At 60.7% G+C, this 12,877-nt stretch carries 10 protein-coding genes; 5 read left to right on the top strand and 5 right to left on the bottom strand.

Annotated elements, in window-relative coordinates; all coding sequences use genetic code 11:
* Positions 1–115: 115 nt before the first annotated feature.
* The 5 genes from SJY36_RS18760 to SJY36_RS18740 all read right to left on the bottom strand — a co-directional run bounded on the left by SJY36_RS18760 (position 116) and on the right by SJY36_RS18740 (position 7,360).
* A complete protein-coding gene (locus tag SJY36_RS18760) occupies positions 116–3,229 on the bottom strand; it encodes an efflux RND transporter permease subunit (protein ID WP_386176854.1) in 3,114 nt (1,037 codons plus the stop codon).
* Between the two features lie 21 nt (positions 3,230–3,250).
* Positions 3,251–4,417, bottom strand: coding sequence for an efflux RND transporter periplasmic adaptor subunit (locus tag SJY36_RS18755; protein WP_386176853.1), 1,167 nt, complete (start codon positions 4,415–4,417; stop codon positions 3,251–3,253).
* 74 nt (positions 4,418–4,491) lie between these two features.
* Positions 4,492–5,760, bottom strand: a complete 1,269-nt coding sequence (locus SJY36_RS18750; protein WP_064216649.1) for a multidrug effflux MFS transporter — start codon at positions 5,758–5,760, stop codon at positions 4,492–4,494.
* Positions 5,757–6,230: a MarR family winged helix-turn-helix transcriptional regulator gene (locus tag SJY36_RS18745; protein ID WP_005849095.1), complete on the bottom strand. Its 474-nt coding sequence runs from the start codon at positions 6,228–6,230 to the stop codon at positions 5,757–5,759. The genes SJY36_RS18750 and SJY36_RS18745 overlap by 4 nt, the downstream gene beginning before the upstream one ends.
* A 113-nt stretch (positions 6,231–6,343) precedes the next feature.
* Positions 6,344–7,360 (bottom strand): aldose epimerase family protein, encoded by a 1,017-nt coding sequence (locus SJY36_RS18740; RefSeq protein WP_386176852.1) that lies wholly within the window; start codon positions 7,358–7,360, stop codon positions 6,344–6,346.
* A gap of 166 nt (positions 7,361–7,526) precedes the next feature.
* Here SJY36_RS18740 and SJY36_RS18735 point away from each other — a divergent pair, with 166 nt between their 5' ends.
* The 5 genes from SJY36_RS18735 (at position 7,527) to SJY36_RS18715 (ending at position 12,841) form a co-directional block, all read left to right on the top strand.
* The gene (locus SJY36_RS18735; protein WP_037942088.1) at positions 7,527–8,510 is read left to right on the top strand and encodes a PleD family two-component system response regulator; all 984 of its coding nucleotides are present in this window, start codon (positions 7,527–7,529) and stop codon (positions 8,508–8,510) included.
* Positions 8,510–8,881 carry an Hpt domain-containing protein gene (locus SJY36_RS18730; protein ID WP_386176851.1) on the top strand — a complete coding sequence of 124 codons (372 nt, stop codon included), beginning with the start codon at positions 8,510–8,512 and terminating at the stop codon, positions 8,879–8,881. Before SJY36_RS18735 ends, SJY36_RS18730 begins: the two co-directional genes overlap by 1 nt.
* Before the next feature lie 168 nt (positions 8,882–9,049).
* On the top strand, positions 9,050–10,327 hold the full coding sequence (locus SJY36_RS18725) for a flavin-dependent oxidoreductase (protein ID WP_386176850.1): 1,278 nt from the start codon (positions 9,050–9,052) through the stop codon (positions 10,325–10,327).
* 204 nt (positions 10,328–10,531) lie between these two features.
* Complete coding sequence (locus tag SJY36_RS18720) at positions 10,532–11,791, top strand: imelysin family protein (protein WP_168592499.1); 1,260 nt, start codon at positions 10,532–10,534, stop codon at positions 11,789–11,791.
* A gap of 45 nt (positions 11,792–11,836) precedes the next feature.
* Positions 11,837–12,841, top strand: a complete 1,005-nt coding sequence (locus tag SJY36_RS18715; RefSeq protein WP_386176849.1) for a hypothetical protein — start codon at positions 11,837–11,839, stop codon at positions 12,839–12,841.
* The last annotated feature ends 36 nt before the right edge of the window (positions 12,842–12,877 follow it).

The following is a 12,877-nucleotide window of genomic DNA, read 5'->3' as shown; positions in this document are numbered from 1 at the left end:
CTTCCCTCGCAGAGGGAACTAGCCCGCAATAGCAGCGCGTCAATGTGCCCCAACGCAAAAGACGGAGGCGACGCGCCGTTGCCTCCGTCCTGACTTCATCAAAGCAAGGTGGTGCCTAGCCGGTGGTGTCCTTGACGGGATCCTTGCCGGTGAAACGCGCCACCATCGCAAAGAAATACGGCACGAAAAGAACCCCCAGAACAGTTGCGGCAATCGTACCGGCCAGCACACCGGCCCCAATCGCCGTACGTCCACCGGAGCCCGCACCGGTGCTGAGCACCAGCGGCAATACCCCAAGCGAGAACGCCATAGAGGTCATGATGATAGGGCGGAACCGTTGCCGCGCGGCGTCGACAGCGGCGTCAAAGATGCTTTCGCCCTCTTGCCGTCTGTCGCGGGCAAACTCGACAATCAAGATCGCGTTTTTCCCCGTCAGACCCACCACAGTCAGCAGCCCGACCTGAAAGAACACCCCGTTTTCGAACCCGCCCAGATAGGCGCCGGTCAAGGTCCCCAAAATGCCGATTGGCATGGCGAGCATCACGGCAAAGGGGATCGACCAGCTTTCATAAAGCGCCGCCAGCGCCAAGAAGATCGCCGCCAGGGACAGACCGTACAGCAAGGGGGCCTGGTTGCCGGATTCCTGTTCCTCCAAGGACAAACCAGTCCAGGCGATCTGGAAGCCGGGGGGCAACTGGGTGACCAGACGTTCAAGCTCTGCAATTGCCTCGCCTGTGCTGACCCCTTCGGCGGGGGAACCCTGGATCTGCATCGCGGGGATACCGTTATAGCGGTTCACCCCCTGCGGCCCGTACGCCCAGCTTCCTTCGGCAAAGTTAGAGAAGGGCACCAGCCCCCCGCTGTCATTACGCACGCGCCATTTCTCAAGATCCGACGGGGTCGCGCGGGCAGCGGCCTCGCCCTGCACATAGACCCGTTTGATCCGCCCCTCATCGACAAAGTCGTTCACATAGCGACCCGCCCACGCGACGGTCAGCAGGTTGCCCACATCCGTGGCACTGACCCCCATCGCACCGGCGCGGCGCCAGTCGATATCCAGATTGAACTGCGCCGCATCTTCCAACCCGCTGGGGCGGGCAGAGGCGATCAGCGGGCTTTGCGCCGCCATCCCCAAAAGCTGGTTACGTGCCTCCAGCAGCTGTTCGTGGCTTTGACCGCCGCGGCCTTGCAGGTAGAAATCAAAGCCCGACACGTTGCCAAGCTGGCTGACCGAGGGCGGCACGATGGGGAAGACCATCGCGTCCTGTATCTGGCTGAAGGCACCAAAGGCCCGCCCCGCCACCGCCTGCACGCTTTGCGCTGCCTCTGTGCGTTGCTCCCAGTCTTGCAGTCGTACGAAGACCAGACCAAGGTTCTGCCCTTGGCCCGCAAAGCTGAAGCCCACCACGCCGAAGACGGATTCAACGACGTCGCCCTCGTTTTCCAGATAGTAGTTCTCGACCTGTTTGATGACCTCGAGCGTGCGTTCCGCCGTCGCGCCCGTGGGGGCCTGCACCAGCGTGAACAGCGTGCCCTGATCCTCGGCCGGCAGGAAGCCTGCAGGCGTGCGCATGAACAAGAACACCATCGCCGCGATGATCGCCAGATAGACCAGCCCGACCCGCAGCGGTCGCCGCACGAGCCAGCCCACCGTGCCGGTATACCCACCAAGCGTCTTGTCAAAACCGCGGTTGAACAGGCCAAAGAACCCGCGCCGCTTCTCGTGGCTACCCTGCTTGAGCAGGGACGCACAAAGCGCGGGCGTCAGGGTCAACGCGACCACCACCGACAGCGTCATCGCCGAGATGATGGTGATCGAGAACTGCTTATAGATCACCCCCGTCGAGCCGGGGAAAAACGCCATCGGCACAAATACCGCCGACAGAACCACCGCGATCCCGATCAGGGCGCCGGTGATCTGGTCCATCGACTTGCGCGTCGCCTCAAGCGGGCCAATGTGTTCCTGCTCCATGATCCGTTCGACGTTCTCGACGACCACAATCGCGTCATCGACGAGCAGGCCAATCGCCAGCACCATGCCCAGCATCGTCAGCGTGTTGATCGAAAAGCCAAAGGCCGCGAGCACGCCAAAGGTGCCCAGCAAGACGACCGGCACCGCCAGCGTCGGGATCAAGGTGGCGCGGATGTTCTGCAAGAACAGATACATCACGATAAAGACCAGCACGATCGCCTCGATCAGGGTCTTGATCACCTCTTCGATAGAGATTTTCACGAAGGGCGTCGTATCGAAGGGCACGACATAGCTCACGCCTTCGGGGAAGAACGCCGACAGTTCCTCGATCCGCTGTTCGACAGCGGCGGCTGTATCCAGCGCGTTGGCACCGGGGGCAAGGCTGACCGCCATGCCGGTCGCCGCATTGCGGTTGTAGCGCGAGATCGTGGCATAGCTTTCCGACCCGATCTCGACCCGCGCGACATCATTCAGCAGCACCAGCCCGCCGTCGGTTTCCGCGCGCAATACGATCTGGCGGAAATCCTCGGGGCTGGTCAGCAGGGATTGCGCGGTGATCGTGGCGTTCAGCGCCTGCCCTTCGACGGCAGGACGGCTGCCAAAGGATCCCGCTGAAATCTGCGCGTTCTCGGCCGAAACCGCTGCCACGATGTCGGACGGGGTCAATTCAAACGCGGCGAGCTTCACCGGATCAAGCCAGATGCGCATCGCGTATTGCGCCCCGAACACTTGTACGCTGCCCACGCCTTCGACGCGGCTGATCTCGTTCACCAGATTGGATTGCATGTAATCGCCAAGGTCGGTGGCGTCATACTTCCCGTTCTCGCCAATCAGCCCGATCACCATCAAGAAGCCGGCAGAGGATTTTTGCACCGTGATCCCCTGCCGCTGCACCGGTTCCGGCAACAAGGCAGAGGCTTGTGACAGTTTGTTCTGCACCTGCACCTGCGCGATATCGACATCTGTGCCGGTCTCGAACGTCAGCGTAATGCTCGCCCCGCCTTCGCTGGTGGACGAAGACGAGATATAGCGCAGCCCGTCCAGACCGGTCATCTGCTGTTCGATCACCTGCGTCACCGTATTGGCCACCGTCTGCGCCGAGGCACCGGGATAGGACGCGCGCACAGCCACAGAGGGCGGCGCGATCTGCGGGTATTGCGCCACGGGTAGGTTGAGGATCGACAAGACGCCGATACCCATGATGAAAATCGAAATCACCCATGCGAAGATGGGGCGGTCAATAAAGAAACGGGCCATGCAAAACGCTCCGGCTTTTGGTTATTCGGCGGGTGCCGGTGCGGCGTCCTCGGACTTGGCGTCTGGGGCGGCTTGCTCTTGCGGAGTAACGGTCGCACCGGGCGCGGCCTTTTGCAGCCCCATCACGATCACACGGTCGCCCGCCGATAGCCCCTCGCTCACGATCCAGTCCGATCCGCGGTCCTGCAGCACGGTCAACTGGCGCTGTTCGACGACGTTGTCGCCGTTCACCACCATCGCCAGCGGCTGCCCGCGACGGTCGCGGCTTACGGCTTCTTGCGGGACAAGGAAGGCACCTTTCGCGATCCCCGTGGGCATTTCAACGCGCACATACATGCCCGGCAGGAGCAGACGGTCGGGGTTGTCAAAGGCCATCCGCAGCACGACGACGCCGGTTTGCTGGTCCACATCCGGTTCGGCGGCGGTCAGCGTACCGGTCTGGTCATAGATACTGCCATCGGCCAGCGTCAGCTTGACCTCGCGCGGGGTATCGCCAAGGCGCTTTTCCGCATTGCCGCGCCGCCAATCCAGCAGCTCGGCCGCTGATTGCGTAACATCGACATAGACCGGATCAATGTTGCGGATCACGGCCAGCGGGCTGGCCTGACTGTTGGTCACCAAGGCACCGGGGCTGGTCAGGGACCGCCCGATCTCGCCCGATAGACGGGCGCGGACCTGTGTGTGATCCAGCTCGATCTGGGCAGAGCGCAGCCCCGCCTGCGCCGCCTGAAGCGAAGCCGCCGCGCTGTCGCGTGCCGCTACCGCCGCATCCAGCGCCTGATCGCTGGCAACATTGCGCGAGGACAGTTCCTCGAGCCGCTTGGCTTCACGCTCGGCAGAGCTGGCTTGCGCCTGTGCCTGCGCAACCGATGCCTGCGCCTGCGCGACAGCCGCCTCGTAAACGATGGGATCAATTTTAAACAGCACATCGCCTTCCGCCACGGGCTCACCCTCGGCAAACAGACGTTCTGTGATGATGCCGGCCACCTGCGGGCGTACCTCTGCCTCGGCAGAAGCGACAACGCGTCCGGGCAAGGTTGTGGCAAGCTGCACATCCTGCGGCTGCATCGTCATGACGGTGACGGCAGCGGGCGGGCGTTCGCCCTGCTGCGCCGTTGCGGGGACAGACACCACACAAATAGCCGTTGCAAGGGCGGCGCAGCGCAGCCCGGAGATCAAGGAGTACATTCTGACGATCCTGTCTTTTAGTTCAAATCGAAAGCACCACCGCGGGGTGCTGTGGATGGGGCGGACAAATTGCCCTATTTTTCCGGTGCCGACACGGGCGACGGCGCCGTCACCTTGGGCCCGCAGGTGGCACGGGTTTCTGCCGGTGCAGCGGCTGCGGGCCGAGGCTGGATCTTGCGATAAACCAGAAACGACACGCAAGCTACCGCGCCCATCATCGGGATTAGGGTTGCCATAGCCAAAAGCGCATTGCCCAGCAAGGCACCAAGCGACCCGACCAACAAACCGGACCCCATCTGGATAAAGCCCAGCATCGACGCCGCCGCCCCCGCAGCCCGCCCAAAGGGGGCAAGTGCCGCGGTGGACATGGCAGGCATCACAAAGGCAATCCCGAAAGAATAGGTCGCGACCGGCACCATCACATGCAGAAAGCTCGGCGGCCAAAGCAGCAGGGTTAACGTCCCCAGACTGCCCAAGGCCACAAACACCAGCCCCGGCCCGACCAGCCGGTCTGCCGAAAACCGGCCCATCAGCTGACGCACCAACAAGGACGCGGTAAAGAAGCTGCCCGATTGCGCCAACATCGACGCCCCGAATTGCGCAGGCGTCAGCCCGACCTCGTCCATCAGGATAAACGGCAGGAACGTCGCCTGCGCATAGAGCGCCCCAAGTGCACCGCCCATCACCAAAGCGGCGGATAGGAACTGCGGATTGCTGAGCAAAGCCTTGTAGGTCCGGCCAAGTGCCTTGAAATTCAGGCGCGAGGGGTCTGCGGTCACGGTTTCTTTCATGGAAAAAAGCGCGACCCAGATCACGAGGAAACCGATCACGGTCATCAGCAAGAAAATCGACTGCCAACCAAACACCGGCAGCATCAGCCCCCCGATGGTCGGGGCCAGCGCCGGACCAAGAGCTAGAATAATCCCGATCAGGTTCATGATCCGCGACGACCGGTCATCGGTGAACAGATCCCGCACCAATGCCCGCGAGATCGCGATGCCCGCGGAGGCACCGATGCCTTGCAGGAAACGCGCGCCCATCAGAACCTCTACCGTGGGCGACAGGGTCGCAGCGACACTGGCCACACAATAAAGCGCCATGAAGGCAATCGTGATCGGCCGCCGTCCAAGCGCATCCGACAACGGCCCCGCGATCAGCTGCGCGCAGGCGAAGCCCCCGAAATAAAGCGTCAGCGTCAGCTTGATCGCGGATTCCGTGGTGTCAAAGACGCGCACCAGCTCTGTCATTGCGGGCGTATACAAGGCCATCGACACAGGTCCGATGGCCACCAGAAGCGCGCCGATCAGACTGACCCGCCGTTCTGACATAATGGGCGTTGTCATTCGGCAGCCTCGGATTTGCACGTCGCCCCGCGTGAGGCTGACAGGTTCTGTCGCAGGGTCAGGGCCGTGGCGCGAAAGGTCTGCCACTGCTCTGGCGTCAATCCTTCCGAAATGATCGTCTCTACCCGTGCACCGGCCTGTGCGATCTGCGACAGGATGTCATTGGCTCGCGGGGTCAGGGACGCGATCTTGGCGCGGCGGTCATTCGGGTCTGCGGTACGGGCAATCAGCTCTGCCGCTTCCAGACGGTCCAGAAACCCCGTGAGGCTCATCGGCGTCATGCCAAGACTTTCAGCCAGCATATGCTGCCGCGTCGCCCCGCAGCGCGCCATATGCGCCAGCACCCGTGCCTCTGCCGCCGTCACAGGAAGCTCGGCGGCTTCGATCTCGCGCTCGAACACGCCACGGCTGAGCCTGCCGATGTCGCTGATAAGGAAACCAAAGCTGTCAGGGTTGATCTTGGTACGCATGTCTTGTCCGCTTTTAATATGTTAACCTTATTATATAGCGCACTGATACATCTTGGACCAAGTGTCAATTCGACCCTGCCCCAAAAAAACGTGAGGTGACCACGGCAAAGCTGTCAAATGCGGCGCAGCTCGAACCGGGACCGGTATCGCACGGGCTTTTCCGGCAGCAGCAAACAATCGGGATACTCGGGGTGGTGCGGGGTATCGGGCCAGAACTGCGGCTCGATCGCGAGCCCTGCCTGTGGCCCATAGGCGCCTCCGTCCACGCCCAGATCCGCACCTGTATCAATATGCGCGCCGTTATAGAGCTGCACCCCAGGTTGATCTGTCAACACATCCAACTGTAGCCGTTGAGTGCTTAACCGGCAGGCAAGCACCATCTGGTCCCCGCCTTGGGAAAGGCAAAAGTTGTGATCCAGCACCGGCCCGATGGCGCGCGCATGGCGATAGTCGAATTCGCTGCCCGCTACCGAGACGGGCGCGCCCAACGGGAGTTGAGCGTCATCCACAGCAAGGTAGCTGGTCGCGGGCACCATCAGGCGGTGATCCGACAGATCCGCCGATCCCGACAGGTTCCAATAGCCATGAAAGGCGGGATTGAAATAGGTCGGCTGATCCGCCGCGCCCGTCATCTCGATCTCTAGATGTCCAGCAGTATCAATCGTGTATGTAACAGACGCGTCAATATTCCCGGGAATCCCGGCCAACCCGTCGGGGTGGTGCAGCTCAAGCCGGCAGCGCGTGGGGGTGACATTGGTAAAGCGCCAGTTCCGGCCGGAATATCCCGCAACGCCACTGTGCAATGTGGTCCGTCCTGCTTCGTTTTTATCAAGCTGATGCCGGATGCCCGCAATCTCCATCTCTGCGCCCGCGATGCGATTGGCGACCGGACCGACCACCGCGCCAAAGTACTGCATGCTGCCAAGATAGGCAGCCACGTCGTGCCCGCCCAGTAGCAGCGAATGCGATTCCCCCATGACGCGAAGCTCTTGAATCGTTGCCCCCCACGACAAAACGGAAATCGACGTGCCGCCGTTGCTGATCTGATGCCGGACGATCTTTTCACCCTCTGGCGTTGTGCCGAAAATCGTTGAATCGGCTTTATTTTTCTTGCTCTGCGCCGGCGTCATCGAATGGTCCCTTTCGTCTATTCAACTGCTCAAACGAACATCTAATTAGCCTAAATGCCTAAGTATTTAACCGAGATCGCCCCAATTATGACAAGTTTCGCCATCAGATAGAAAGCAACAGAAACAGCCATACCGAGCTGTTACGGACAAGTAGTAAGGCAAACAAATGAAAATTCTTGCGGTAGATGACGACCCAATCATCCTAGAGCTTTTGTCGCATTTCATTGAAGGCATGACAGACCATACGCTGGTCACTGCCGAATGCGCTGCCGATGCACTTGAGGCGATCAAGGACAACGCCCGCGCCCCGTTCGACAGCTTCCTTCTGGATATTCAGATGCCGGTCACCGACGGTATCCAGCTGGCCAGCCAGATCCGCGCGATGAAGCAATATATGGACGCGCCGATCCTGATGCTGACCGCGATGTCCGAAAAATCCTATATCGACGCCGCCTTTTCTGCCGGTGCGACCGACTATGTGACCAAGCCGTTCGAAATGACCGAGCTTAAGGCGCGGCTGTCGCTGGTTGAACGCGCGGTTGACGGGTTGGCAACCCGCACCAGCAAAGTGTTCGCGGCCAAGGCGGTTACCCATCACGACGGTCGGCCCGAACGCGCCGTGCAATTGCACGAGCCGATGGCGATCCATGATGTGAACAACCTGATCGAGTTCATGGCGCTTGAGAACTATGTGCAGCAGTTGTCGCGCAGCGACCTGTTCGGGTCGATCTGTTTTGCCTTCAACATCCGCGATGTCGAAATCTTCCACGAAAACATGTCGAACTTTGAATTCTGCAGCATGCTCAGCGATGTCGGAGAGATCATTTCGGATACGCTGGAAGGGTGCCAGTTCCTCATGTCTTATGCAGGCGGCGGCACGTTTGTGTGCATCACAGAAAGCGGCTGGCGCCCTGATCCCAAGCTTTTGGCGAATAATATCAACATTTCGCTGGCAAAAACCGAATTGTTCGATAACCGTGGTCAACACATCAACCCACGTATTTGCGCCGGCAAGGCGGTGCGGTTGATGTGGAAGACAAATTCCTCGGTCATGGATGCGCTGTCAGAGGCGCATGCCTCTGCCGAAGAAGCGACAGCCAACTACCAGAAGGTCCAGAACGACTTCTGGAATGTGGGGAGAACAGCGTGATGCACAAGAAGCTGGAGTTACCGGGGATCGAGCGTATTCGCGCGCGGTTCCTCGATATGCTAGAGCAGCGCCAGCGTGCGCTGGCCGAGCACGCGCTTGCCGCCTGGGAAGGCAGCACGCTGCAAGATATCAACGATAACCTCGCCGAAGCCCGTACCATTCTGCACCAGATCGCGGGCACGGCCGGTTCTTTGGGGTTCGACGATCTGGGCACCGTGGCGCGCGACAACGAGCTTGCAATTGACGCGCATCTGGATGGCCCCAAGGGCAAGATCGCCAACTGCCCGACCGAGATTATCTTTGGTCTGGATGACTTCCTGAAATCCTCCGAAGCGTTGATTGCCGAACAATCCGCGTTGGAATCCGCCTAAACTGTCCTTTGCGCTTCCGCCCCCACGGGCCATTTGCCGTTGCAGCGCCTCGCGCTCCGGCGATCCGGGATGTGCCCCGCTTTCCCAGACATCCCATTGATTTCCGCACCATGATGTAGGACGTTCGTCGCACAACGAAATGCCCCTAGTCGAAAGCGGAAATGCACCATGACCCAACCCCATATCCTGATCGCAGGCGGCGGTATTGGCGGCCTAGTACTGGCGCTTTCGCTGCACCAGCTTGGCCTGCGCTGCACCGTTTATGAACAGGTGCGCAGCTTGAAACCGCTGGGTGTGGGGATCAACATCCAGCCCAATGCCGTGCGCGAGCTGTTTGACCTGGGGTTGACCCAAGCGCAGCTTGACGAAATCGGCGTACCCGCAAAGGAATGGGCGCTGGTCGGGCAGAAGGGGCAAGAGATTTACGCAGAGCCGCGCGGCACCGACGCAGGCTATCGCTGGCCGCAATATGCCGCGCATCGGGGCCAGCTGCATATGCTGTTGTATCAAACGCTGGTGGATCGCGCTGGTGCCGAGGCCGTGCAGCTTGGTGCCAAGATCACCGGATACACCCACGGGCCAGCGGGTGGCGTGACCGCGCATATCGCCCGTGCCGACGGGTCACAGACACGTGCCGAGGGCACCCTGCTGATCGGTGCCGACGGGATACATTCCGCCGTGCGTGCGCAGATGCATCCCGATCAGCCGGCGATCCACTGGGGTGGTGCTTTGATGTGGCGCGGCACCTCGCGGGCAAAACCGGTGCGCACGGGGTCTTCGTTTGTTGGGCTTGGCGACCACCGCCAGCGCATGGTGATCTATCCGATTTCAGCCCCCGATGCCGAGGGCTATGCCACCATCAACTGGATCGCCGAAGTCACGCTGGACGAGACCGAGGATCGCAAAAGCGGTTGGTACCGTCCGGCGGAGCTGTCGGACTTTGCGCATCACTTTGACGGCTGGACTTACGATTGGCTGGATGTCCCCGCCCTTCTGCGCGGCGCGACAGAGATTTACGAGAACCCGATGATCGACCGTGACCCGATCCCCACATGGGTCGACGGCCCTGTTGCCCTGATCGGCGACGCGGCCCATGCCATGTATCCCACGGGATCGAACGGCGCGAGCCAGGCGATCATGGACGCCCGCCATCTGTGCGCGCGCTTCCTGCAAGACGGGGTCACCCCCGCGGCACTGCGCAGTTTTGACGACGCTTATTGCGGACCGATATCAGAGCTGATCCTGCGCAATCGCGGGGCCGGTCCTTTCGGGTTGCTGAACATGGTAAACGACCGCTGTGGCGGTGCCTTTGACCAGATCGACGACGTGATCCCTCCTCAGGAACGGGCCGAGTATATGGCGCAGTACAAGACCGCAGCAGGATTTGCCGTTGATCGGTTGAATGCCTCTGACCCCACTTTGCCGCAAGGCGCCCGCCTTACATAGTAAGCCCCTAGGATCACCGCGTATTTTTTGGGCGATGCCAAAAACGTGAGCGGCAAAAAAGTTATCTTACTAAAATTGTCGGGTTGACCTTCCCAACGATACTGTTCAGGTATTGCGCATGATTTACATGCCTCCGGCGCGGCACGTCGACCCGAAATTGTCGACAGCATCCGCAGGCGCGATCCGTCAAAAGGAACTGAACGTATGACCCGCAGCTTGATGACCTCTGTGCTTGCATTGACCTTGGCCTCCCCCGCTTTGGCGGTAGAGAAGTCCGAGGTGATCGACACATACGCCGACATCGCCGAAGCCGCCTACGGCGACAGCCTGATCACAGCCCAAGCGCTGGTCGACGCCGTGGATGCCCTGATCGCAGAACCCTCCGCCGACACGATGCAAGCCGCCCGCACCGCGTGGCTGGCAGCGCGCGTCCCCTACCAGCAGACCGAAGCCTACCGTTTCGGCAACCCCATCGTTGACGACTGGGAAGGCAAGCTGAACGCCTGGCCGCTAGACGAAGGTCTGATCGACTATGTTGACGCCTCCTATGGCGGGGCCACCGATGAAAACGCTGCCGCCGCGTTGAACGTTATCGCGAACCCGACCTTTACACTGTCGGGCACCGAAGTTGACGCCAGCACAATCACCCCCGACTTCCTTGCCGAAACCCTGCACGAAGCCGACGGGAACGAAGCCAATGTGGCGTCGGGCTACCACGCGGTTGAATTCCTGCTCTGGGGGCAGGATCTGAACGGCACGAAACACGGGGCCGGTGGGCGCGACTGGACAGACTACGCCACGGGCGAAGACTGCACCAATGACAATTGTGACCGCCGCGGTCAGTACCTCAAGGCTGCTGCCGATCTGATCGTGACCGATCTGGAGTATATGGTTGCACAATGGGCCGAAGGCGGTGCCGCGCGCACCAACCTGACCGACAACGAAGACGGCGCCATTTCTGCGATGCTGACCGGCATGGGGTCGCTGTCTTACGGTGAGCTCGCGGGCGAACGCATGCGCCTTGGTCTGATGCTGAACGACCCCGAAGAAGAGCATGACTGCTTCTCGGACAACACACACAACAGCCACTATTACGACGGTCTGGGCATCCAGAACGTGTACCTCGGAGCCTATGCGCGTACCGACGGCACGCTGGTCACCGGCCCATCCCTGTCCGATCTGGTCGCTGCCGAAAACGCTGATCTGGATGCGGAAATGCAGCTGAACCTGTCGACCACCATGCGCAAGCTTGGCCAGATCAAGACCGCTGCCGAAGCGGGCATGTCCTATGACCAGATGATGGCGCGTGGCAACAAGGGCGGCGAAGCCTTGGTCATGGGGGGGGTGAACGCCCTGATCGCACAGACCAAGACCATCGAACGCGTCGTCGCCACCCTGGGCGTGGATGACGTGGCGATTGAAGGCTCCGACAGCCTCGATAGCCCCGGCGCCGTGTTCGAGTAATACCCCGTTTTCATGAGTTCCTCCTCCCACTGAAAGTAAACAAGAATGAAGAAACTAGCTCTCGCCGGTTGCGCTTTGGCGCTGACCGGTGCCACTCCCCTTTTGGCTCAAGAACAGGCATTTGTCTGGGGCGGTGAGTTTGAAATCGGCGTCGACAGCACCGTCACATCCGATGATCCTGCAGGCGAGTTGACCGATAACTACGCCAGCCTGTCGCTCGCCTTCGAAGCCGGTGTCGCGACCAGCATCACGCTGTTTGGTGAAGTGACCCTGGAAAGCGTCACAGACCCGGCCGAAACCCGTCAGTTCGACGATCTGGGTCTTTATGTGAACGAACTTGGCCTGCGCTTTGATCTGGCAGCAGGCGAGCTGAGCGTCGGTAAAGTAAGCCCGACCTTCGCTGTGGCATGGGACGCAGCCCCCGGTTTCTACGGCACGTCGCTGGCCGAAGATTATGAGTTGTCCGAAGTGATCGGTGCGACATTCGACATGCCCGTCGCCGCCTCCGGCGGGGTTCTGTCCTTTGCGCTGTTCTATGCGGATGACACGGCGTTCAGCAACTCGCTGGGGACAAAACGCGGCCGCAACACCACCGCGGACGGCGGCGCGGGTAACACCGGCAAGCTGAACAACGTGGCGCTACAGTACACGCAAGAAGTTGGCGACACGACCTATTGGGTTGGCGGGCGTTTCCTGACCGCGGGTGACAGCGATGTATCCGACGAAAAAGGGGCCGTCATCGGGATGGCGCATGACTTTGGCAACGGTTTCGACCTGATCGCCGAAGTGGCCTATTTCGACGGGTTCGCAGGCACGGGCGAGGATTCCACCTATGCGACGTTGGGCGGTTCTTACGTTCAGGGGCCGTGGGCCTACTCTGCCAGCTACACCGGCATCGACAACACCGCGAATGGTTACGACGATTTGATCACCGTGGGTGTAGACTACACGTTCGAGAATGATATGTCGCTGGGTGGTGGCGTCGGCTTCTACGATGTAGACGGCAATGACTTTACCGCTGTCGGGGCATCGCTGGTGATCCCCTTCTAATATCGAAATAGGGCAGAATATGCATTTCCTCCGGTC

Source organism: Sulfitobacter sp. R86518 (assembly GCF_042466275.1).
Taxonomy (GTDB): Bacteria; Pseudomonadota; Alphaproteobacteria; order Rhodobacterales; family Rhodobacteraceae; genus Sulfitobacter; species Sulfitobacter pontiacus.
Note: the sequence above shows the minus strand (reverse complement) of the source record. Positions and strands in the feature narration are given on the sequence as shown.

Excerpts from the sequence above, each read along its gene's own strand:
- SJY36_RS18755 (WP_386176853.1), bottom strand. The coding sequence starts at position 4,417 with ATGTACTCCTTGATCTCCGGGCTGCGCTGCGCCGCCCTTGCAACGGCT.
- SJY36_RS18715 (WP_386176849.1), top strand. The coding sequence starts at position 11,837 with ATGAAGAAACTAGCTCTCGCCGGTTGCGCTTTGGCGCTGACCGGTGCC.
- SJY36_RS18720 (WP_168592499.1), top strand. The coding sequence starts at position 10,532 with ATGACCCGCAGCTTGATGACCTCTGTGCTTGCATTGACCTTGGCCTCC.
- SJY36_RS18740 (WP_386176852.1), bottom strand. The coding sequence starts at position 7,360 with ATGACGCCGGCGCAGAGCAAGAAAAATAAAGCCGATTCAACGATTTTC.
- SJY36_RS18760 (WP_386176854.1), bottom strand. The coding sequence starts at position 3,229 with ATGGCCCGTTTCTTTATTGACCGCCCCATCTTCGCATGGGTGATTTCG.
- SJY36_RS18735 (WP_037942088.1), top strand. The coding sequence starts at position 7,527 with ATGAAAATTCTTGCGGTAGATGACGACCCAATCATCCTAGAGCTTTTG.
- SJY36_RS18730 (WP_386176851.1), top strand. The coding sequence starts at position 8,510 with ATGCACAAGAAGCTGGAGTTACCGGGGATCGAGCGTATTCGCGCGCGG.
- SJY36_RS18750 (WP_064216649.1), bottom strand. The coding sequence starts at position 5,760 with ATGACAACGCCCATTATGTCAGAACGGCGGGTCAGTCTGATCGGCGCG.
- SJY36_RS18725 (WP_386176850.1), top strand. The coding sequence starts at position 9,050 with ATGACCCAACCCCATATCCTGATCGCAGGCGGCGGTATTGGCGGCCTA.
- SJY36_RS18745 (WP_005849095.1), bottom strand. The coding sequence starts at position 6,230 with ATGCGTACCAAGATCAACCCTGACAGCTTTGGTTTCCTTATCAGCGAC.